Annotated in this window: 19 protein-coding genes; 14 read left to right on the top strand and 5 right to left on the bottom strand. The window is 50.7% G+C overall.

What is annotated here, in order from left to right; genetic code table 11:
* Positions 1-7: 7 nt before the first annotated feature.
* From HQ50_RS10170 to HQ50_RS10160, 3 genes are read left to right on the top strand one after another with little or no spacing between them, the layout of a single operon-like run.
* Complete coding sequence (locus tag HQ50_RS10170) at positions 8-1,513, top strand: lipopolysaccharide biosynthesis protein (protein WP_039430262.1); 1,506 nt, start codon at positions 8-10, stop codon at positions 1,511-1,513.
* A 21-nt stretch (positions 1,514-1,534) separates the two neighbouring features.
* Positions 1,535-2,956, top strand: a complete 1,422-nt coding sequence (locus HQ50_RS10165) for a DUF389 domain-containing protein (RefSeq protein WP_018965418.1) — start codon at positions 1,535-1,537, stop codon at positions 2,954-2,956.
* Between the two features lie 21 nt (positions 2,957-2,977).
* On the top strand, positions 2,978-5,110 hold the full coding sequence (locus HQ50_RS10160; protein WP_039430285.1) for a S46 family peptidase: 2,133 nt from the start codon (positions 2,978-2,980) through the stop codon (positions 5,108-5,110).
* Between the two features lie 98 nt (positions 5,111-5,208).
* On the opposite strand, the gene HQ50_RS10155 is transcribed toward HQ50_RS10160, so the two are convergent.
* The 5 genes from HQ50_RS10155 to HQ50_RS10135 all read right to left on the bottom strand — a co-directional run bounded on the left by HQ50_RS10155 (position 5,209) and on the right by HQ50_RS10135 (position 10,767).
* Positions 5,209-6,324 (bottom strand): TlpA disulfide reductase family protein, encoded by a 1,116-nt coding sequence (locus HQ50_RS10155; protein ID WP_039430260.1) that lies wholly within the window; start codon positions 6,322-6,324, stop codon positions 5,209-5,211.
* A 155-nt stretch (positions 6,325-6,479) separates the two neighbouring features.
* The gene (locus HQ50_RS10150; RefSeq protein ID WP_039419658.1) at positions 6,480-7,814 is read right to left on the bottom strand and encodes an MATE family efflux transporter; all 1,335 of its coding nucleotides are present in this window, start codon (positions 7,812-7,814) and stop codon (positions 6,480-6,482) included.
* Positions 7,805-8,308 (bottom strand): low molecular weight protein-tyrosine-phosphatase, encoded by a 504-nt coding sequence (locus HQ50_RS10145; protein WP_018965422.1) that lies wholly within the window; start codon positions 8,306-8,308, stop codon positions 7,805-7,807. Before HQ50_RS10145 ends, HQ50_RS10150 begins: the two co-directional genes overlap by 10 nt.
* Positions 8,305-10,524, bottom strand: a complete 2,220-nt coding sequence (locus HQ50_RS10140) for a cation-translocating P-type ATPase (protein WP_039430258.1) — start codon at positions 10,522-10,524, stop codon at positions 8,305-8,307. The genes HQ50_RS10145 and HQ50_RS10140 overlap by 4 nt, the downstream gene beginning before the upstream one ends.
* A gap of 33 nt (positions 10,525-10,557) precedes the next feature.
* Positions 10,558-10,767: a heavy-metal-associated domain-containing protein gene (locus HQ50_RS10135; RefSeq protein ID WP_026292265.1), complete on the bottom strand. Its 210-nt coding sequence runs from the start codon at positions 10,765-10,767 to the stop codon at positions 10,558-10,560.
* A 173-nt stretch (positions 10,768-10,940) separates the two neighbouring features.
* Here HQ50_RS10135 and HQ50_RS12740 point away from each other — a divergent pair, with 173 nt between their 5' ends.
* The 11 genes from HQ50_RS12740 to HQ50_RS10080 all read left to right on the top strand — a co-directional run bounded on the left by HQ50_RS12740 (position 10,941) and on the right by HQ50_RS10080 (position 22,741).
* Positions 10,941-11,123: a DUF1661 domain-containing protein gene (locus HQ50_RS12740; protein WP_039443131.1), complete on the top strand. Its 183-nt coding sequence runs from the start codon at positions 10,941-10,943 to the stop codon at positions 11,121-11,123.
* A gap of 429 nt (positions 11,124-11,552) precedes the next feature.
* Complete coding sequence (locus HQ50_RS10125) at positions 11,553-12,245, top strand: fumarate reductase (protein ID WP_039419660.1); 693 nt, start codon at positions 11,553-11,555, stop codon at positions 12,243-12,245.
* A 30-nt stretch (positions 12,246-12,275) separates the two neighbouring features.
* Complete coding sequence (locus tag HQ50_RS10120) at positions 12,276-14,219, top strand: fumarate reductase/succinate dehydrogenase flavoprotein subunit (protein ID WP_018965428.1); 1,944 nt, start codon at positions 12,276-12,278, stop codon at positions 14,217-14,219.
* 28 nt (positions 14,220-14,247) lie between these two features.
* Positions 14,248-15,003, top strand: a complete 756-nt coding sequence (locus HQ50_RS10115) for a succinate dehydrogenase/fumarate reductase iron-sulfur subunit (protein ID WP_004584033.1) — start codon at positions 14,248-14,250, stop codon at positions 15,001-15,003.
* 234 nt (positions 15,004-15,237) lie between these two features.
* Positions 15,238-15,642, top strand: coding sequence for a methylmalonyl-CoA epimerase (mce, locus tag HQ50_RS10110; protein ID WP_004584034.1), 405 nt, complete (start codon positions 15,238-15,240; stop codon positions 15,640-15,642).
* Between the two features lie 99 nt (positions 15,643-15,741).
* On the top strand, positions 15,742-17,295 hold the full coding sequence (locus HQ50_RS10105; RefSeq protein WP_039419661.1) for an acyl-CoA carboxylase subunit beta: 1,554 nt from the start codon (positions 15,742-15,744) through the stop codon (positions 17,293-17,295).
* A 35-nt stretch (positions 17,296-17,330) separates the two neighbouring features.
* On the top strand, positions 17,331-18,272 hold the full coding sequence (locus HQ50_RS10100; protein ID WP_026292267.1) for an OadG family transporter subunit: 942 nt from the start codon (positions 17,331-17,333) through the stop codon (positions 18,270-18,272).
* Positions 18,269-18,505 carry a hypothetical protein gene (locus tag HQ50_RS10095; RefSeq protein WP_018965431.1) on the top strand — a complete coding sequence of 79 codons (237 nt, stop codon included), beginning with the start codon at positions 18,269-18,271 and terminating at the stop codon, positions 18,503-18,505. The genes HQ50_RS10100 and HQ50_RS10095 overlap by 4 nt, the downstream gene beginning before the upstream one ends.
* A 37-nt stretch (positions 18,506-18,542) precedes the next feature.
* On the top strand, positions 18,543-18,977 hold the full coding sequence (locus tag HQ50_RS10090; RefSeq protein ID WP_018965432.1) for a biotin/lipoyl-containing protein: 435 nt from the start codon (positions 18,543-18,545) through the stop codon (positions 18,975-18,977).
* A gap of 4 nt (positions 18,978-18,981) precedes the next feature.
* The gene (locus tag HQ50_RS10085) at positions 18,982-20,133 is read left to right on the top strand and encodes a sodium ion-translocating decarboxylase subunit beta (RefSeq protein ID WP_018965433.1); all 1,152 of its coding nucleotides are present in this window, start codon (positions 18,982-18,984) and stop codon (positions 20,131-20,133) included.
* A 310-nt stretch (positions 20,134-20,443) separates the two neighbouring features.
* Positions 20,444-22,741 carry an outer membrane beta-barrel protein gene (locus HQ50_RS10080; RefSeq protein ID WP_039430255.1) on the top strand — a complete coding sequence of 766 codons (2,298 nt, stop codon included), beginning with the start codon at positions 20,444-20,446 and terminating at the stop codon, positions 22,739-22,741.
* The last annotated feature ends 384 nt before the right edge of the window (positions 22,742-23,125 follow it).

The following is a 23,125-nucleotide window of genomic DNA, read 5'->3' as shown; positions in this document are numbered from 1 at the left end:
CTGATATATGGCATCCGGAATACGAGGTTTGATGAAAGATACGGCCGTTTACGGCCTGAGTACCATCCTGGTACGTCTGCTCAACTGGTTGATGACCATCGTCTATGTACGTGCTCTACCGGGTACGGCCGACTTCGGCAATATGACCAATCTCTACGCTTGGACGGCACTGGCCATGATCGTCCTGACTTATGGGATGGAGACGGGTTTCTTCCGCTTCATCAATAAGGCCGAACGTCCGAACGAAGTCTATTCCACCACGTTGTGGTCTTTGGGGGCTACATCCACCTTCTTCCTTTGTGCAGGTCTGCTTTTTCTCCGACCGCTCAGTGGGAGTATGGGCTATGCCGATCATCCGGAGTACGTGGGGCTGTTGCTCGCTATCGTGGCGATGGATGCTTTCATGGCCATTCCATTGGCCTATCTCCGCTATGCGAACCGGCCGTGGCGATTTATGTTCGTTCGGCTGACATTCATCCTGCTGACCATCGTCCTTACGATCTTCCTCCTCTTCCTGTGTCCGCGTATCTATGCCGTGCATCCGGAGTGGATCGATAGCTTCTACCGCCCTAACTACGAATTGGGGTACGTGTTCGTCATCAACTTCATTTGTAACCTCGTGCAGATGGCCATGCTATTCCCCCATTGGCGGCATGCAGGCCGTGCATTTCGTCCGGATATTCTGCGCAAGATGCTGGCCTATTCTTTTCCGATTCTGTTGTTGGGTTTGGCCGGCAGTTTCAACAATCAGGCCGATAAGATTCTCTTCCCCATGCTTTTCGACGATCCGGCAGAAGGGAAAGCACAGCTCGGTATCTATGGCGCCTGCTATAAGCTGGCCATCATCATGGTGATGTTCACCCAGGCCTTTCGCTATGCTTACGATCCTTTCGTCTTCGCCAAGACCAAAAGTGGCGAGGAAGAGGGAAAGGAGGCCTATGCTACGGCGATGAAGTACTTCGTTATCTTCGTTTGTTTCATCTATCTGGGGGTGATGGCCTATATGGACATCCTCAAGCACCTCGTCAGTCCGCCTTACTACGCAGGGCTCAAGGTCGTTCCGCTTGTGATGCTCGGGCAGTTGATGTTCGGCATTTACTTCAATCTCTCGCTTTGGTACAAGGTCACAGATCGGACGATATGGGGTGCGATCTTTTCTCTGATCGGCTGTGTCACTACAGTGCTGATCATCGTCTTCGGTGCGCGTACCTACGGCTTTATGGCTTGTGCATGGGCTTCGGTGATCAGCAATGGTCTGATCATGCTGCTTTCTTATTTTACGGGGAGGCACTATTTCCCCGTTCCCTATCGTCTCGGAAATGCTTCGTTCTATGCCGCTCTGACGGCTTTGCTCGTGGGTGGAACATATTGTGTGGCCTATCTGTTTCCGCAGTATACAACCCTTCGATTGGGTGTCAATACTTTGTTTGTCTTATTATTCGTCGTCATAGCTTTCAGGAAAGATCTGAGTGGGATAGCAGTCCCCATACTCAATAGAATACGAAAAAGATAACCCCCTAATCTATATTTACTTATGGACAATAATCCCGGTACTACTCCTACCCCGACTCCAACTCCTACTCCGACACCGTCGGATATCAAACGGAACTTTGTGGAGTATATCAAGTCGATCCTCGATCTCCGGCAAGAGAAAGAGAACGACTATCAGACGATCGATCTCATCAAGGCGGATGTCGATTTCCGTGGGACGAAGCTCTGGATTCTTATCTTCGCCATCTTCATCGCTTCTCTCGGGCTTAACGTCAATTCGACCGCCGTTATCATCGGTGCCATGTTGATCTCCCCGCTTATGGGCCCTATCATCGGATTCGGCTTGGGTCTGGGGATTTTGGATTTCGAACTTGTCAAGCGTTCACTCCGCAACCTGGGACTGGCCACGCTTTTCAGTATTCTCACGGCTACACTGTTTTTCTTTATCTCTCCTGTCGGACAGGAGCAGAGCGAACTTTTGGCACGTACACAGCCTACTCTGTACGATGTGCTGATCGCGTTCTTCGGCGGTGCTGCGGGGATTGTCGCCGGCAGTACCAAAAGCAAGGGCAATGTAATACCCGGTGTAGCCATTGCAACGGCCCTTATGCCTCCTCTCTGTACTGCTGGTTTCGGCCTTGGTACGGGTCAGTTCGCATACTTCTTCGGGGCTTTCTATCTCTTCATCATCAATTCCGTATTTATCGCTCTGGCTACCTTTCTTGCGGTACGTTTGCTCAAGTTTCCGCGCAAAGTATTCCTCAATAAGCAGCGAGAGCAAAAGGTTCGCCGCATTATCACGATCATTGCCATTTGTACCATTGCTCCGAGTATCTACCTGAGTATACAGCTCTTCAGCAACAACTTGCTCAAAGAGAATGCACACAAATACGTGCGCGAGGTGATCGGCAGTATCCCCAATACGCAGGTCATACGCGACCAGCTACTGGAAGAGAACGACCAGAAACATATTGAAGTGGTATTGATCGGCGCTACGGTCTCTCCTGCTCAGATAGACAGTGCCAAGACGAAACTCACCGCATACGGGTTGTCCGGCGTGGGGCTGAATATCAAGCAAGGCTTCGGCTACGAACAGGAGGAGACGGACGTGAACGAACTCAAGAACGTCCTGCTGAAAGACCTCTATGACAATAGCGAGAAGATCATTCGAAACCAGCAGCGACAGATCGATTCGCTCCGAAATGTATTAAACTTCTACAACCGTTTCTCCTCAATGGAGAGTGAGATAGCTCAGGAGCTGCAAGTGATTTTCCCCTCTATCAACTCGGCCATGTTGGTTCCTTCGGCCGGAGTGGCACAGGGTAGGGACTCCGTATTGCTTGTCGTGGTGCGTCCGAAAGACCGAATAAGCCAGTCGGAAATAAACAAGCTGAGTACATGGATGGCTACGCGTACCAAGACCAAGAAGGTACGACTTATCATAGATAATAATAATCATAGGTAACAACCATAAACAGTAATGCAAATGAAATTAAAAAGTATTCTTCTCGGAGCAGCCCTGCTGTTGGGTGCTTCAGGGGTAGCCAAGGCTGACAAAGGCATGTGGCTCCTCAACGAACTCAATCAGGAGAATTTGGATCGGATGCGTGAGCTCGGCTTTACGCTTCCGTTGGATTCGCTCTACAGTTTCGACAAGCCATCCATTGCCAATGCCGTGGTTATCTTCGGTGGCGGATGTACCGGTATTACAGTGTCCGATCAGGGTCTGATCTTCACCAATCACCACTGCGGATATGGAGCTATCCAGAGCCAGAGTACGGTGGATCATGATTATCTGCGCGATGGTTTTGTTTCTCGCACGATGGGTGAGGAGCTTCCGATTCCGGGTCTTTCCGTGAAGTATCTGCGCAAGATCGTGAAGGTAACGGACAAGGTAGAAGGACAGCTCAAGGGTATCACCGACGAGATGGAGCGTCTGCGCAAGGCTCAGGAGGTATGCCAAGAGTTCGCCAAAAATGAAAATGCAGGTAAGAACCAACTTTGCATCGTAGAGCCTTTCTACTCCAACAACGAATACTTCCTCATCGTCTACGATGTATTCAAGGACGTCCGTATGGTATTTGCTCCTCCCAGCTCCGTAGGTAAGTTCGGAGGCGATACGGACAATTGGATGTGGCCGCGTCACACGGGCGACTTCAGCGTATTCCGCGTATATGCCGGTGCCGACAACGGTCCGGCCGAATACAGCAAGGACAACAAACCCTATAAACCCGTTTACTTCGCTGCCGTATCTATGCAGGGTTACAAAGCCAATGACTATGCCATGACCATCGGCTTCCCGGGCAGTACGGATCGTTACCTCACTTCTTGGGGGGTAGAGGATCGTATCGAGAATGAGAACAATCCCCGTATCGAAGTTCGCGGTATCAAGCAAGGTATCTGGAAGGAAGCCATGAGTGCAGATCAGGCTACTCGTATCAAATATGCCAGCAAGTATGCTCAGAGTGCTAACTACTGGAAGAACTCTATCGGTATGAACCGCGGTCTCGCTCGTCTCGACGTGATAGGTCGCAAGCGTGCCGAGGAGAGAGCATTTGCCGACTGGATTAGGAAGAATGGCAAGAGTGCAGTCTATGGCGATGTGCTGCCTTCTCTCGAAAAGGCTTATAAAGAAGGGGCCAAAGCCAACCGCGAGATGACGTATCTGCGCGAGACGCTCTTCGGTGGTGCCGAAGTGGTTCGTCTGGCACAGTTTGTCAGTGCATTGGCTTCCAATCCCGATGCTCATGCCGGCATTCTCAAATCGCTCGACGGTATGTACAAGGACTATCTGCCCTCACTCGATCGCAAGGTGCTGCCAGCCATGCTCGACATCGTACGCCAGCGCATCCCTGCCGACAAGCTCCCCGACATATTCAAGAATGTGATCGACAAGAAATTCAAGGGCGATACAAAGAAGTATGCGGACTTCATCTTTGAAAAGAGTATAGTTCCTTATAGCGACAAGTTCCACGCCATGCTCAAATCCATGGACAAGGAAAAGTTTGCCAAGGCTATCGAGAAAGACCCTGCCGTAGAACTTTCCAAGAGTGTGGTCGCAGCTGCTCGTGCCATTCAGACCGATGCAATGGCCAATACCTATGCCATTGAGAAGGGCAAGCGTCTTTTCTTCGCCGGTTTGCGTGAGATGTACCCCGGACGCGCCTTGCCGAGCGATGCCAATTTCACCATGCGTATGAGCTACGGCTCCGTCAAAGGATATGAGCCGCAGGACGGTGCTTGGTACAACTACTATACGACCGGTAAGGGCGTATTGGAAAAGCAGGATCCTAAGAGCGACGAATTTGCCGTACAGGAGAATATCCTCGATCTCTTCCGCACCAAGAACTATGGCCGCTATGCCGAGAACGGTCAGCTCCATATCGCTTTCCTCTCGAACAACGACATCACGGGCGGTAACTCCGGTAGCCCCGTATTCGATAAGAACGGTCGTCTGATCGGTCTTGCTTTCGATGGCAACTGGGAGGCTATGAGTGGTGACATCGAGTTCGAACCCGATCTGCAGCGTACGATCAGCGTAGACATCCGTTACGTCCTCTTCATGATCGACAAATGGGGTCAGTGTCCCCGTCTCATCCAAGAGCTGAAGCTGATCTAATCCGATCCATCCTATACAACAAAAAGGGCTGTGCCATTCGGCACAGCCCTTTTTGTTTGTTTTTGATTCCTCGAATAGAGGGAAGATAGGAGTTTCGCTTATTTGAGGATTTCGGAGAGCTTGTTCGTCAGCTCTTCGCCGTGGAGGTTTCGAGCGATGATGGTACCGTCATTGTCGATCAGCAGGGTAAAGGGGATGGAATGGATGCCGTATTGCATGGCTGCCACGCTTGCCCAGCCTTTGAGGTCGGACATTTGCGGCCACGTGATGCCGAGTCTTGCGATGGCTTTCTTCCATGCTTCCGGATTTTCATCGAGCGAAACCCCTACGATCTCAAGTTTTCCCTTGTAGTCGGCATAGACCTTGATCAGATCGGGCATAGCTTGGCGGCAAGGGCCGCACCAGCTGGCCCAGAAATCGACGAGGACAATCTTACCCTTGCCCACGTAGTCGGATAGCTTGACAGTTTTGCCTTCGGGAGTCTGCATCGCGAAGTCGGTGAAAAGGGTGTTTATATCCGTTTTCTCTTGGGATTCCATTTGCTTTTGCATACCCATCAGAACCGGGTCGTTGAGGTATTTTGAGGGGATTTGTCGGAACAATGCCTGATTTTCGGCCAGGCTGTTCTCGAAGTATTGTTCTTTGAAGAGGAAGATGCCTACAGGATTGGCGATGTTTTTCTTCACGGCCTCTTTCAGTGTAATGGCGTATTCCCTTTCAGCCTGATCCATTCTCGTCTCGGCTTCTTCTTCGGTGAGAGTGGAGTCCCTATCTATTTCGTTCATTTTGTGCAGCAATTCGGCCACTTTGCTTCGTATCTCCTGATAGATGTCGTTGGTCGGGGTACCGGTGACGGATTCGCTTTCGTTCTCCATTTTTACCTCTATGCGTCCGTTTTCGAGGAAGAAGGGGATGCTGAATGCTTCGGAGGCGGTCACACAGGAAAGATAGCGGGAGACGATAGAGTCCTGTCTGCCTTCGAAGGTAAACGTGCCATTGCGGATAATGGCAGAATCGAGGCGAATGACTTCCATGTTTTCGATAGATTCGAGGAATACGGTATCGCCCTCGGCGGCATACTCCACGGTGCCGACGATCTTGTATCCGGATTTTCCTTTGTCGGAGCATGAGGCGGATAGCAGAGTGATAGCCGTAGCCGCTATTGCTATATAAGTCAGCTTCATCGTAGCTGCGAGAAGATTTGTTCGTTTCATTGGTTGGATTTGTTTTTGGATTTCACATTGATGGCAAAGTTATTGTTTTGGGCTAAAGCGCGGTATGCGACCGAAAGAGCTGCTGCCGATCCGAGGATCAGATTTTTCCCTCTCCTGCTTGATTCGGGAAAGTTAGGCACAAGCCGGTCTCGGTGTCAGCACCTTTGCAGACGATTCGCGGCGAAAAAATGCCTGCGGTACCATACCGTCTGCATCAGGCTGCGCGTGAGGAGATAGAGGACGAAGGCGAGCCAAAGGGCTGTCTCGCCCAAGGCTACACGAAGGAGGAAGAAAGTGGCGAAGAAAACAACGAAAGCAGCTGTCATGGCTCTGCGCATGGCTTTTGATGCGGTGGCTCCCACGAATACTCCATCCCAGAGGAAAGCCGCAAAAGAGACGATCGGTACCACTCCTGCCCAGATGGCAAAGCGGCGAGCATGCTCTATCACTTCCTGCTTATCGCTCAATACTGATAACAAAGCGGTCGGGAATAGGAGATAGAGCAAGGTGGCCACGAGGGAGACGACCGTCCCGATTCGAAAAAGGCGATGGATCATCAGACGCAATTCGTCCGCTCGGCGTGCACCTATGTATCGCCCCGTAAGTGCTTCGCCGGCATAGGCAAATCCGTCCATAAAGTAGGAGAAGAGTGTGAAGAGCTGCATCAGCAAGGCATTTGCCGCCACAGTGATCTCCCCCATAGCAGAGGAGGCAGAGGTGAAAAAGAGGGTCACCGTACCGAGCAAGGCAGTGCGAACAAAGAGGTCGCCTCCGGTGCGCAGATAAGCTCCGTATCCCGAAGTATCTGTCAGACTGCTTGCTCGGAAAAAGCGCAGTACGCGTCGGTAGCGAAAAAAGGCAATGCCGGAGAGCAACGCCAGACCGACATATTGGGCAGCGATCGTTCCGGCGGCAAGCCCTCCCACTCCCATGTCGAGTCCTCGTACGAAGAAAATACTCAGACCGATATTGACCATATTGGAAACGATGGCTACGACCATCGGAACGCGTGTGTCCTGCATCCCCACATACCAGCCGTTGAAGACGTAGACAAGCAAAGCCGCAGGTGCTCCCCACAGAGCGATGCGGATATACTCGCGTGCCTCTCGTCCGATGGTCTCCTGACCCGAAGCCAGCAGATGCCCGAAGCGTTCTATCAGAGGAGCTGCTATGAGAAGAAGCAGGGCTGCGACAACAGCCATCGCCGCGCCACGTGCCAGATAGCGTGTGATGGCTCGTACATCGCTACGCCCGAAAGCCTGTGCCGTGAATCCCGTAGTCCCCATACGGAGGAAGGCGAAGAGCCAAAAGACGAAATTGACCACCCCCGAAGCCACCGCCACCGCCCCGATAGAGCCGGCCGTGTCCATACGACCGGCCAGCCCTACATCCACGATGGAGAGGAGCGGTACGGTAATGTTGGAGATGATATTCGGAATAGCCAAGCGCAGGATACGCCTGTCCATCTCACGCCCCGTGGTCAGTCGCATGCGGATTGGGAGGAGTTGTCACGAGGTTCGGTCAGATAGGAAAACAGTCCGGCCGTGCACTCTTCCAGGATGTCCAGCACCAGCTCGAAGCCGGATGCTCCTCCATAGTACGGATCGGGGACGTGGTCGTGAATACCGCTACTGCTGAAATCCGTCATCAGACGGATCTTGGCTGCAGCCTCTTCGGTCGGAGCCAGCTCTTGCAACCGTTCGCGATTGGCAAAATCCATGCCGATGATATAATCGAATCGTTCGAAGTCCTCATACTCCACCGGTCGGGAGAGCGAAGTCAGATCGTAGCCCCGACGGGCAGCGTGTGCACGCATTCGGACGTCGGCCTTCTCGCCCTGATGGTAGTTGCTCAGTCCGGCCGAATCGATATGGAAGCGGTCGGCGTGCCCTCGCTCCTCTACATACGAGCGAAAGACAGCCTCGGCAGACGGCGAGCGACAGATGTTGCCGAGGCATACGAATAGGATTTTATGTTGCTTCATAAGCGGATTATCGGAGCAAAGGTTAGTCGCTTGGTACGCAGTCGCAAGCTGTTGGTCACCACCGAAATAGAGCTGAAAGCCATGGCAGCCCCGGCAATGGCAGGGTTCAGGAGGAACCCGTTCACGGGGAAGAGCAGACCTGCGGCTATCGGGATGGCAATCAGATTGTAGCACATAGCCCAAAAGAGATTCTCTTTGACTGTACGTCTCGTGGCGCGCGACAGTTCCAAAGCAGCAGGCAGCAGGCGCAGATCGGAGCGCATCAGCGTGATTCCTGCCACTTCCATGGCTATATGGCTGCCATCGCCCATGGCTACGCTGACGTCCGCCGTACTGAGAGCCTCGGAGTCGTTCACGCCGTCGCCCACCATAGCTACATGGTGCCCCTTGTCCTTGAGCATTCGTATATAGTCGGCCTTGTCGGAGGGCATCATACCGCCACGATAATGCTGCAAACCCAGTTTGCGAGCCAATGCTTCCGCCGCTTCGGGGCGGTCGCCCGTCAGCATAATGGTGCGAATGCCATGTCGATGAAGCTGTGCGAGCACTTCGGCTGCCTGAGGTTGCAGTTCGTCCGTCACACAGAAGCGTCCCAATAATCTTTCGGCACGTGAGAAATAGAGGACGGCTGCATCCTCCGGCAGAGCGGCTATATCCGTCGGTATCTGTGCGCCAAGCTTCTCGATGAAAGCCTGATTGCCTACTCTGTAGACCTCTCCTTCGAAAGTAAATTCGATCCCACGCCCGGGGAAATTCTGCACTTCCGACAGCTCTTCCGTCTTGCCATCCTCTGCAAAGGCTCGGCAAATGGCAGCCGCGAGTGGATGCGTGCTGAGGATTTCGGCAGAGTAGAGCAGCCGGCGTACTTTCGGCACATCGGTATCCGATACGAACCAATCGATGCCGGTCAGTTCCGGCTTGCCTATGGTGAGCGTACCTGTCTTATCCAAGACCACGGCATCGATGGTAGCGAAACGCTCCAGTGCTTCGGCGTTACGTACGAGGATACCATTTCGTGCCGAGCGTCCGATCCCTACGACCAGAGCCGTAGGCGTAGCCAGACCGAGTGCGCACGGGCAGGCGATCACCAGCACTGATATGGCACAGAGGAGTCCGTACACCGAAGCATCGGCAGCTCCCGTCAGTTGCCATATAATATAGGTAAGGATGGATAGCCCGATGACTATGGGAACGAATATGCCGGCGATACGGTCGGCCAGTCGCTGGATAGGTGCTTTGCTGGCCTGTGCCTCGCGGACCGTGCGGATGATGCGTCCGAGTACGGTGTCGCTGCCTACATGGGTAGCCTGTACGGTGAGGACACCGGAGCCGTTGATCGTGCCGGAGAAAACCATAGAGCCGGCTTCCTTCTCTCGCGGTAAGGGTTCGCCACTGATCATGCTCTCCTGCACGGAGCTACAGCCTTCGGTCACGATACCGTCCACGGGTATCTGCTCGCCCGGACGTACGCGAACCAAGTCGCCTCCGATGAGCCCAGCAATGGGCATCACGGTCTCGCGCCCGTTACGCACGACCAATGCCTCCGCCGGCTGCAGTCGCATCAGTTCGCGAATGGCTTGCCCCGTGCTTCGGCCGGCACGCTTTTCCATGAGTTTGCCCAGTAGGACAAATGCGATGATCATGGCCGAGGCATCGAAGTAGAGGTGCAGCTTCATCCCGGCCGGCCCTTCACGGAAAAACAGCAGGACTACCAGACTATAGAAAAAGGAGATAGTGGTACTCAACGACACCAGCGTATCCATCGAGAATACGCCATGGCGCAGCTGCTTGAGTGCCGATCGGTGGAAAGCCCTTCCTGCCCATGCGTATCCGGGCAAGGCTACGAGCATCATCAGGTAGGGCATCATCTGGAAATGCGGCATTAGCATCAGAACCATCAGCAGGATGGCGGACGACCAGGCTATGATCGTATCGCGCTTCATCCGTCTCAGTTCTGCTGCTTCCATGGCATCGCGCCGGCACAGTTGCTCCGCCTCCGAATCCTCCACTATCAGGTCGAATCCTATGCTGCGGATAGCTCTGCGCAGATCCTCTGCCGAAGCCAACCTTTCGTCCACCGATACGGAGAGTATATTCTCGGCGAGTTGGACGTTCGCATCGCTAATGCCTTCTACCTTGGAGGCAGCCTGTTCTACGCTATGCGCACAGCCTGCACACCGCATTCCCACTACGGGAAAACGTTTTTGCTCCTTCATATCACGGACTATCGGTTATCGGGAACGGGCTTGTCAGAGCTTACACTCGAATCCGGCGAGGCGTACAGCCTCCATTATTGCCTCCGGTGAGGCTGTCTCCGGAGTATAATCCACTGTAAGACTATGGGAATCCAGAGATGCGAATGCCGTTTGTACGCCTTGTACACCGAGAGCCGCTTTCTCTACACTTGCAGCACAACCGCCACACATCATGCCTTCTACGGAAAAGGTCGTTGTTTTCATCTTGACGAGTAGTTTTTTCTTAAGATCCTTTGTTTTTGACTATGGCTTGTACGCAGTTGATCTGCGGCAAGCCCTTGTTCGGACTGTTGTGGGGTATGCATACCGGACTCCTGCATCGTCCCCGACTGTAGTCTCTGTCTACTATATACAAGTGAAACAAAATCAGTAGTCGAATGGTTCGCCGGACTGCGGATAGTGGCCGAGATGAAAAATGCGAAGCGGTGCGGAAAAAAACTTGTTTCATGTCCCTAAAAATGCCGAGCGTAAAATTTTTCGTTTTGGCGCGAGAAAAGAAAAAAAGTCGAACCAAAACGAAAAAAATCTCGCGCGTAAATTTCGGTTTTGCGGCGCGATAATCGGAGGAATTGCGGTTCCGAAATTGCTGTGGCTGGTTTCAGCCGTGACGGGACTTCTCTCCTTTTTTATTTCCGTAGGAGACGAAGAGGATAAATGGCTTGTAATGGTGCCTTTCCTTTTTGCCTCCGAACAGCCAATATGGACGGATGGCGATCTGCCTTACAAGTATATGTGTTTGAGTGGTTTATGTGGGAGATAGAGGCATGTCGGGATCGGTGGTATCCCAAACAATAGGGATGAAGAGAGACGATATGGAGGGGCTTTTTCCCTATATGTCGTGATTGTGTATTTTTTTCCGTTATCTTTGTGCACGAAGGTCGGAATACCTCTTCACAAGGCGGAATACAGAGTCGGTTTCGCCTATTGGTTGAATGGATCTTAGAAGAAAAAGAAAGAATCAACTAAATAACTAAAACAGTAAAAAACTTATGTGGTTACTTAAATCCTCGATTGGCCGTAAAGTGGTGATGAGTGTCACCGGACTGGCGCTGATCCTGTTTTTGACGTTTCACATGTCCATGAACCTTGTGGCTCTCTTCTCAGCAGAGGCTTACAACATGATATGTGAGTTTCTCGGCGCCAACTGGTATGCTCTGGTCGCCTCTATCGGCTTGGCGGTACTGATGCTTCTGCACATCGTGTATGCCTTTATCCTCAATGCGCAGAACCTTCGTGCTCGAGGTCGCGATCGCTATGCTGTTACGGGCAGACCCAAAGGTGTGGAGTGGAGCTCGCAGAATATGCTGGTGCTCGGTATCATCGTCCTGTTGGGTATCGGACTGCACATGTTCAACTTTTGGGCTAAGATGCAGCTGGCAGAAATCTGCCATATGGATGTAGCCCGATTCGGTATCGAAGGCTTCGACCATCCTGCCAAGGGAACGGAGCTGATCCGCTACACATTCAGCCAACCGATCTACGTGGTGCTCTATGCCGTATGGCTGGTTGCCTTGTGGTTCCACCTGACACATGGATTCTGGAGTGCGCTGCAGACCTTGGGATGGAACAATACCATCTGGATGAATCGTGTCAAGTGCATCTCTAATGTAGTTTCTACCGTATTGGTAGGCGGTTTCGCTTTGGTCCTGATAGTATTTGCTTGTCAGGCATTCATCGGTTGATAGTACACCCTAATTCAAAGTATTCTCACTATGGCTACAATAAATTCCAAAATACCCACCGGCCCACTGAAAGACAAGTGGACCAACTATAAGGATCATCAGAAGCTGGTGAACCCCGCCAACAAACGTCGTCTGGATATTATCGTGGTCGGTACCGGTCTGGCCGGTGCTTCGGCTGCTGCTTCTTTCGGCGAGATGGGCTTCAATGTGCTCAACTTCTGCATACAGGATTCTCCCCGTCGTGCACACTCCATCGCCGCTCAGGGAGGTATCAATGCCGCCAAGAACTATCAGAACGACGGCGACTCCGTCTATCGACTCTTCTATGATACGATCAAGGGGGGCGACTATCGTGCCCGCGAGGCCAACGTATATCGTCTGGCCGAAGTGTCCAATGCCATTATAGACCAGTGCGTGGCTCAGGGTGTACCCTTTGCTCGCGAATACGGTGGTCTGCTGGACAACCGTTCTTTCGGTGGTGCGCAGGTATCTCGTACTTTCTATGCTCGTGGTCAGACGGGACAGCAGCTACTCCTTGGAGCCTATTCGGCTCTCTCCCGTCAGGTCGGTTTGGGTAAGGTAAAGCTTTACACTCGCTACGAGATGCTCGACGTGGTGCTTATCGACGGTCGTGCTCGTGGTATTCTGGCTCGCAATTTGGTGACGGGTAAGATCGAACGCTTTGCTGCACATGCCGTGGTAATTGCCACGGGCGGTTATGGCAATGCCTTCTTCCTTTCTACCAATGCAATGGCATCTAACGGCTCTGCCGCATGGCAGTGCTACAAGAAGGGTGCTTTCTTCGCCAATCCATGTATGGCTCAGATCCATCCCACTTGTATTCCCGTGCACGGGGACTACCAGTCCAAGCTGACGCTCATGTCCGAGTCGCTCCGTAATGACGGTCGTATCTGGGTGCCTAAAGACATAGAGGATGCCAGACGTCTTCAGCGTGGCGAGATCAAAGGGAAAGACATTCCCGAAGAGAAGCGCGACTACTATCTGGAGCGTCGCTATCCGGCCTTTGGCAACCTCGTTCCCCGTGACGTGGCCAGCCGTGCTGCCAAAGAACGATGCGATGCCGGCTATGGTGTGAACAATACGGGCCTTGCCGTATTCCTTGACTTCGGCGATGCCATCAAACGTTTGGGACGCGACGTGGTGGAGCAGAAGTATGGCAACCTCTTCCAGATGTATGAGAAGATTGCAGATGAGAATCCGTACGAAACGCCGATGATGATCTATCCGGCTATTCACTATACAATGGGTGGTCTCTGGGTGGATTACGAGCTGATGACCACGATCCCGGGCCTGTTCGCCATCGGAGAAGCCAACTTCTCCGATCACGGTGCCAACCGACTCGGTGCTTCCGCTCTCATGCAGGGGCTGGCTGACGGTTACTTCGTTATCCCTTATACGATGCAGAACTATCTGGCCGATCAGATTCAGGTGCCGCGCTTCAGCACGGATCGTCCCGAATTCGAAGCTGCCGAGAAAGAGTTGCAAGATCGCATAACGCGTATCATGAACGTCAAGGGCAATAAGTCTGTGGACGACCTTCACAAGGAGCTGGGCCACATCATGTGGGACAATGTGGGAATGGGACGAGACAAAGCCGGATTGGAAAAGGCCATCGTGAAGCTGGCCGAGCTGAAGAAAGAGTTCTGGAGCAATGTCTATGTGCCGGGTGAAGCCAATGACCTCAACGTAGAACTGGAGAAAGCCCTCCGACTGGCGGACTTCATCGAGATAGGTACGCTGATGGCGCACGATGCCATGGATCGCGAAGAAAGTTGTGGCGGTCATTTCCGTATCGAGCACCAGACGGAAGAGGGTGAAGCCAAACGTGACGATGAGAACTTCGCTTACGTTTCCTGCTGGGAATATCAGGGAGAAGACAAGGATCCGATCATGTACAAGGAAGAACTGGTATATGAAGAGACTGTCCGTGCACAACGTAACTACAAGAGCTAATTAGTCCACCGCTAAATACAGAATCAAAATGGATAAGAATATCAATATATCGGTTAAGGTTTGGCGTCAGAAGGGACCGAAGGAAAAAGGACACTTCGAGACGTATCAATTGCAAAACATTTCGCAAAGTGCCTCTTTCCTCGAAATGATGGATATCCTGAACGAGCAGTTGATCAAGGAGCATAAAGCTCCGGTGGTGTTCGACCACGACTGTCGCGAAGGTATTTGCGGTATGTGCTCGCTCTACATCAACGGTCATCCCCACGGGCCGGACGATAGCATCACTACTTGTCAGCTGCACATGCGTCGTTTCGATGATGGCGATACGATCACGATAGAGCCTTGGCGTTCGGCCGGCTTCCCTGTGATCCGAGACCTGATGGTGGATCGCTCGGCTTATGACAAGATCATTCAGTCCGGCGGATTCGTTTCCGTCAATACGGGTGGTATCCCCGATGCCAACGCCATCCCCATTTCCAAGAAGAATGCGGATGAGGCTATGGATGCAGCGGCTTGTATCGGCTGTGGAGCTTGTGCGGCAGCATGCAAGAACGGCTCGGCTATGCTCTTCGTATCAGCCAAGGTGAGTCAGTTGGCTCTTCTTCCGCAGGGACGTATTGAGGCTGCTCGTCGCGCCAAAGCTATGGTGGCTAAGATGGATGAACTCGGATTCGGGAACTGTACGAACACACGTGCATGCGAAATGGAATGCCCGAAGAACGTATCGATTAGCCACATCGCTCGTCTGAACAGGGAGTACATCGTCGCTAAGAATCGCGATTGATCGCTCCTCCTGATTTTATAAAACGAGGTCGTGCAAGGGTATAAATCCCGAGCACGACCTTTCTTTTTTCGGAGCATGCCATAATATGCAATTATATCATGTGTATTTGCTTGTATTATATGGTCAATAGTTAATCAGTCAATCAAGAATAATTTCTACATTTGCGAAAATGCTTTTGCATTAGGACCTTCGAACAATGATAGAAGAGTCAACACAATAATAAAGTAGAGAGCAATGAATCTATCTCACATCGAACATCTCGGTATTGCGGTCAAAAGTATCGAAGAAGCCCTCCCATACTACGAAAATGTATTGGGACTCAAGTGTTACAGCATTGAGGAAGTACCCGACCAAAAGGTGCGTACTGCATTTATGATGGTAGGGCAGACCAAGCTGGAATTGTTGGAGCCGACCTCTGACGAAAGCCCTATTGCCAAATTCATAGAAAAGCGTGGAGAAGGTATCCATCACATTGCTTTTTGTGTGGAGGATGCCAACGAAGCATTGGCCGATGCCGCTTCTAAAGGCATTAAGCTGATCGACGAAAAAGCTCGCAAAGGAGCAGAGGGCTTGAATATCGGTTTCTTGCACCCGAAGAGCACCATGGGTGTGCTGACCGAAGTATGTGATCATAAATAACAGTAACGACCCTACGGGCGGACCGGACAGTGGCGACTGCTTTCCGGCAAGTGTGCCTGTATGTCATCAAATAGCAAACCTAACTATTTAGAAAAGAATATGAGTTTTCAACTGGAAAGAGTAAAAGAGCTGATCCAATTGCGTGAAAAAGCTCGCCTTGGTGGGGGAGAAAAAAGAATTGAAGCCCAGCACCAAAAAGGTAAATACACCGCTCGTGAACGTATAGCAATGCTGTTGGACGAGGGTAGCTTCGAAGAATTGGATATGTTCGTCAAGCACCGTTGTACCAACTTCGGAATAGACAAGACACAATTCCTCGGCGATGGTGTCGTAGTCGGTAGCGGTACGATCGACGGCCGTTTGGTATATGTTTTCGCACAGGACTTCACCGTATTCGGTGGTGCTCTCTCGGAAATGCTTGCTTCCAAAATCTGTAAGGTGATGGAGCTGGCTATGCGTATGGGTGCTCCTGTGATCGGTCTGAACGATTCGGGCGGTGCACGTATTCAGGAAGGTGTGAATGCTCTTAAAGGATATGGCGAGATCTTCGAAAACAATATCCTTGCTTCCGGTGTGATTCCTCAGATTTCCGCCATTTTCGGCCCATGCGCCGGCGGTGCCGTGTATTCTCCGGCTCTGACTGACTTTACCATCATGTCGCGTGGTACGAGTTATATGTTCCTCACCGGCCCGAAGGTTGTAAAGACTGTAACGGGAGAGGATGTAACGCAGGAACAGCTCGGAGGAGCAGACGTACACGCATCTAAGAGTGGTGTGGCTCACTTTGCCGTTAATAGTGAAGAAGATGGTCTTCGCCTGATTCGCCACCTCTTGAGTTTCTTGCCCCAAAACAATCTGGAGGAGGCTCCCTATGTGGAGTGTGATGATCCCATCGATCGTTTGGAAGACTCATTGAATCATATCATCCCCGACGAGGCTAACCGTCCTTACGATATGTACGAAGTGATCGGATCTATCGTAGACCACGGCGAATTCCTTGAAGTACATCGTGATTATGCCAAGAATATTATTGTTGGTTTTGCTCGCTTCAATGGCCAGAGCGTAGGTATCGTAGCCAACCAACCACAGGTGATGGCCGGCTGTCTGGACTCCAATGCATCACGCAAGGCTGCTCGTTTCGTCCGCTTCTGCGATGCTTTCAATATTCCTTTGGTTACTCTGGTGGATGTGCCGGGATTCTTGCCGGGTACAGGTCAGGAGTACAATGGTGTGATTACGCACGGAGCCAAGTTGCTCTATGCTTACGGTGAGGCTACTGTGCCCAAGGTAACGGTTACGTTGCGCAAGGCATACGGCGGTGCCTACATTGTGATGAGTTCTAAGCACCTGCGTAGTGACATCAACTATGCATGGCCTTCTGCCGAGATTGCAGTGATGGGTCCGAGCGGAGCTGTGGAAGTAATTTTTGCCAAAGAGGTAGCAGCAGCCGAGAATCCGCAGCAAGCAGCTTTGGAAAAGGAAGAAGAATATCGTCAGGCTTTCGCCAATCCGTACAACGCAGCCTCTTATGGCTATATGGACGATGTAATCGAGCCTCGCAATACTCGTTTCCGCATTATTCGTGCTCTTGAACAGCTTCGTACAAAAAAGCAAACTATTCCGGCTAAGAAACACGACAATGTGCCTCTTTAATATCCTTGGTACAAGAGGAGCTTAGTGCATCGATCATGAATATTAGCAGGTTTAGCCATATCCTTCTGACTTTGTTTGTCATAGCCTCCGGACAGCTCTTTGCCCAGCAGGCATCACAGCTTCGTTTGAATGAAGTGATGCCCCTCAATGTGCAAAACTATCAGGACAGCTATGGCAATCATAAGCCGTGGATTGAAATATACAATTCTTCGGCTGCTACGGTGGACATCAAAGGTTGTTATTTGACCGATGATCTATCCAAGCTGAAGAAGTATATGATCCCCAAAGGGGATGTTATGACTGCGATAAAACCGCATCAGCATCTACTCTTTTGGGCAGATAACGATCCTGACAAAGGAACTTTCCATCTGAACTTCACCCTTGATCCCGAAGTCTCCACCCTCATTGCGTTGGTGGATGCTGACGGACGAACGATCATCGACAGCATCCGTATTCCTGCCGGCATCCCTGTGGATAGAAGCTACGGGCGTTTGGTTGATGGGGTAGGAGCGATGGGGGATACTTCTGCTTGGGATATATTGCCAAAGGTTACACCAAGCACTAACAACGTAACTCTGGATTCGAACAGCAAAATAGATCGCCTGAAGGAATCTGATCCTCAGGGCGGTATTATGACGCTGACAGCTATGTTGGTTGTCTTCTCCGGTCTGTTGGTGCTTTCCTTTGTCTTTTGGTTCATCGGTTCTCTCTCGATTCGGATATCCAATCGTAGAGCTATCGAGGCCGGTGCAGGCCTGCGCATGCGTTCGGCTACTCGCACTGGTATTAGCGGTGAGGTTACTGCTGCTATCTGTATGGCTCTGAGCGAATCGCAGAATGACGTTCATGATGTTGAGAATACCGTATTGACTATCCGACGGGTGGAGCGTAAGTATTCACCATGGAGTTCTAAGATTTACGGACTAAGGTCTCCTATTGAAAGGCATATGTTCACAAGTAAACACGATAGACAATGAAAGAAAAAGATAAGAAAGCAGCTCCCGCTAAAAAAGCAAAAGCTGCTGCCCCCAAGACAGGGAAGGCAAAGCGGGGAGCTATCACGGACGGCATCTATGCTGCTATCTCGATGGCTCTCTATCAGGAGACCTATGAGGCTCATGATGCTGAACCTATGAGACTCACCATCAAGCGTCATCGTCATTCTGCTTGGAGCTTGAAGACGCTTATGCTTCGTCAACTTCCTAAATAATCTCATTCAATCACGACATTAAAAACATGACAAAACAATGAAAGAGTATAAATATAAAATCAACGGTAACGAATACAGCGTTGTTATCAATAGTATCGAAGATGGATTGGCAGACATCGAAGTTAACGGTACTCCCTATAAGGTGGAAATACTTACCGAGAAGAAAAAAGCATCGAAGCCTGCTATCAAACGTCCGACCGTAACGGCTGCATCTGTAGCTGCTGCGCCCGTTGTGCCTGCCGCTTCAACCGGAGGACAGGGCACAGGCGTTAAGTCTCCGCTGCCCGGTGTCATCCTCGATGTTTGTGTTCAGGTCGGAGACGAAGTCAAGATCGGTCAGAAAGTGGCCGTTCTCGAAGCCATGAAGATGGAAAACAATATCAATGCGGATCGCGATGGTAAGATCGTTGCTGTGAAAGTAAACAAAGGCGACTCCATCCTTGAGGGTTCTGATATCGTTATAATCGGTTAATGATATGACCGGATTCGGGAGCTTCTTAGCAAACAATATCGAGGTATTCCTTTCTTACACAGGCTTCGCCAATGCCACGCCCGGCCACTTGGTGATGATTCTGGTCGGATTGCTTTTCATCTTTTTGGCAATCCGGTATGAGTTTGAGCCTATGCTGCTCATTCCCATTGGCTTTGGGATTCTCATTGGCAACATCCCCTTCAAAGATGCCGGTCTGCAGATCGGCATTTACGAAGAAGGATCGGTGCTGAATATCCTCTATCAAGGGGTGACTAAGGGATGGTACCCACCGCTTATATTTTTGGGCATCGGAGCGATGACCGATTTCTCTGCTCTTATCGCTAATCCGAAGCTGATGCTGATCGGTGCGGCAGCGCAGTTCGGTATCTTCGGTGCCTACATATTGGCTTTGTATCTTGGGTTCGAACCCAATCAGGCCGGTGCTATCGGTATTATCGGAGGGGCAGATGGACCTACGGCTATCTTCCTTTCTTCCAAGTTGGCACCGAATCTGCTGGGTGCCATCGCAGTCTCTGCATACTCGTATATGGCCTTGGTGCCGATCATCCAGCCTCCTATCATGCGTCTTCTGACCACGAAGAAGGAGCGTATGATTCGGATGAAACCACCGCGTGCCGTATCTACTACGGAGAAGCAGATATTTCCGATCGTGGGGCTGCTGCTTACTACCTTCCTTGTACCTTCAGGTTTGCCATTGCTGGGAATGCTGTTCTTCGGTAATCTGTTGAAAGAAAGCGGTGTTACTCGGCGTTTGGCTGAGACGGCACGTGGGCCGTTGATCGATGTTATTACCATTCTTTTGGGCGTTACGGTCGGAGCCTCTACGCAGGCGACCCAATTCCTGACCTGGAACTCAATCAAGATTTTCATCTTGGGTGCTTTCTCTTTCATCATTGCCACGATGGCCGGTGTTTTGTTCGTGAAGATTCTCAACCTCTTCTTGCGAGACAAGCTCAATCCGTTGATCGGCAATGCGGGAGTTTCGGCTGTTCCTGACTCGGCACGTATTTCGCAGGTCGAAGGGCTAAAAGCCGATCCGACGAACTACCTGCTGATGCACGCTATGGGACCCAATGTGGCCGGTGTGATCGGCTCAGCAGTTGCTGCCGGTATCCTTCTCGGATTCCTCGCCTAAGCAAGTTTCTATAATCTCAATAAGCCGCCCATTGAACAGCCTTTTCTGTTCGGTGGGCGGTTTTTCTTTTGCTTCCGGCAAGAAAAAAAGTTGCGCTAATGATACGACAGCTATTTCTATGAGGACAATGACAGAAGGAAATAACTCTTCAAAAACTTCACTCTTATTGCTGCTATTGGGCTTATTCTAGCTTGAAGTCTGTATTTTTGGAGTAAGAAAATGCCGTAATTTCCTCTTGCCGCATTTTATGGTAGTCGTATTTTCTGTAAAACTAATTCACCTGCCGAACAAAATGTATTCTAAGCGAATAATGCCGACGAGAGCAATCCTATTCTCTCTTTTGCTGACATTGCTCCCTCTATCTCTGTATTCGCAGGTAAGAGGCGTGATTTTGGATGCCAAGACCCGTATTTCGATCCAAAGCGCAAGCGTAAGAGCTTATAATAAAGACTCTGCGATGATCGATGGGGTTATAAGCGATGAGGACGGGCGATTCGTCATTAAAGCTAAGCATGTGATCAGGCTGCATATCAGCTACGTGGGCTACGAAGATCGTGTGCTGGAGAATCCTGATGGCCTTACGGGAGATATGGGCGAAGTCCTGATGAACGAGGCTGTCATGAACTTGGAGACCGTTTCCGTCACTGTCGCTTTGAGGCGTACGGGAGCCACGAAAGAGACCATCATGATAACCGACTCACTGAGAAAAGGTGCGATAAGCAGTGCCCGACTCTTGGATAAAATCCCCGGCATACGTACCGATTGGATTACCGAAGCGGTCAAAATCGGTCATGAAGGCAACGTACCGGTCGTCGTTAACGGTCAGGAAGTGGAGCCTCAATATGCCATGAGCATCAATCCCAAACGGATCAAGAAGGTAGAGATTATCCGTTATCCGACAGGGAAATATGCCGATTATCCCGTTATTGTCAATCTGGAGTTGTTCGAGGACTATGTCGGCTGGGACATAGCACCACGCCTTACGGCTATGTCCTCGCTTAGGCATAAGTATACCAATCGGGAGAACGTTGCCGTCAATGTCACTTGGTCTATGAATCGGTGGAACGTGTACGGCTCAGCGGAATATGGTCACAGACATCTATACGATGTATCCGCATTTGAAAAGCGATACGGAGATCTCTACGCAGAGCAGACAGCGGATATCGACCTCTATGATCCCAATATGCGCAGTCGGCGGCACAGCGGAATGATCAATATGGGTGTTGATTATCGGCTTGCTCCTCTTCATATCGTATCGCTCCAAACAAGAGTGGATTTGGATAAGTACAAAGAGCAAGACGATCATCTCCTATTCACGGGCATCCCTGGAACTCCATCACAGAAGTTTCGACTGTCGGGAAATAGCTACGAAGCACAGAGCAGTGCCGTCAGGGCTTCCTACGAGGGGACAATATCCGCAAAAATGAATCTGACGGCCGATTTGCTGTACAACCATTATCATGTCGATGAAGAACGGATTTACCGATTGGGAGAGGATTATTTGTCCGAAAAAGCCTACCGAGGTCGTAAGGATTATTTCGCACAGAGTATAAATATGGCATACGGGGTCTCTTCCAAATGGAAACTCCTCTTGGACAATACATTTACTTGGCGTCGCTATGTCAATCGGGAAAAGACTGCACACGATTTCTCTTTCCAATCCGAAGACTTGCGCAACAGGTTCAATGCCGGTTTCGAGTACAGCTCCGGCAGGAGATTCGAACTATCGGCAGGCAGCAGCTTGCTGACTATCAGAAACAGTGAAAGGGGAGAAAACCGTACTGTCTCATCCTTTATCCCTTATCTGAAGCTCTATTGGCAACCGATCGACTTCATCGGTCTGAGGCTGAACTATTTCAACTCGGTCGATTACCCCACTTTGGACCAACTCTCCACCGCTCAGTGGCAGGTGGACCCATACATGATCCACCAAGGCAATCCCGATTTGAAGGCCAGGATTATGCACTATGCCGAAGCCCGGCTACAGCTCGGCAGGCTGTTCAAACTGACTTATATGCACAAAATATCGGACGACGATATAACCCTCTTCTATGAGCGTATGCCCGATGGTCTCTTCGTCGAGACGCTGACCAACAGCAAATACCGGCATGCTTATTTCAGCATCGAGGGCGATTATACTTTGGCCGAGGGCCTGAACCTGACGGCTCTTGCCAATTACCAATGGTACACCCGTTACAAGACACCCGACGACAAGCGATACGGCTATACCTATACTTTCGATACCCAGCTCGTCTACGCCCTGCCGAAAGCCAAGATAAATCTCGTGTCGAACTACTACCTCCGTTATGATTGGCTCCCACTGTTGCAGGGGAGAGAATACTTCCAGGAAGAGCTGCTTGGTTGTGGGGTGAACAGGATGTTTTTCGACAATAAGTGCTCCGCCACACTCATGTTCGGATTGCCGACGAATCTGATATCGAAGAGGACATTCAGGGAAATAGACATAGAGGGCTACCGATCGGTTACCTACGGCGATGGGCGGATGAATTCCTTCATCGTCTCGCTGAATATCCGCTATAGCCTCGGCAATGGAAAAGCACGAAGATATTCGAGCGAAACCCAAATAGAACAGGAAAAACAGAAGTGAAAAATGCCTCCACCTCTGCTCCGATGTAGGCAGAAGAGTGTAGAATTTCAGGGATAAAAGCAACTAAGATAATCGGTATTGTGACCGAAAAATAGGTGTCAAAAAAGATTTCAACAGCGAAGACGAGTTTAGAATCATTCCAAATAAGCCGGCTCTAAGAAGTCTGATTATGATGCAAAAGAGATGGAAATACACCTTTTTCAGATCGAAATACCTTTCTCGTTATATCGAATAACGATCTATATATAAACCATTTTCCAGTTATATATAAATCGTTTCTCATTTATATATAAATCGTTTTCAATATATATAGAAATCGAAAATGATTTGTATATAAATCGCAGCCCCCAAAACGCCATATCGTAAGCTGATAAAACAGAGGCA

Origin of the sequence: Porphyromonas sp. COT-052 OH4946 (genome assembly GCF_000765965.1) — a bacterium.
Taxonomy (GTDB): Bacteria; Bacteroidota; Bacteroidia; order Bacteroidales; family Porphyromonadaceae; genus Porphyromonas; species Porphyromonas gulae.
This window is presented reverse-complemented; position numbering and strand designations above follow the sequence as displayed.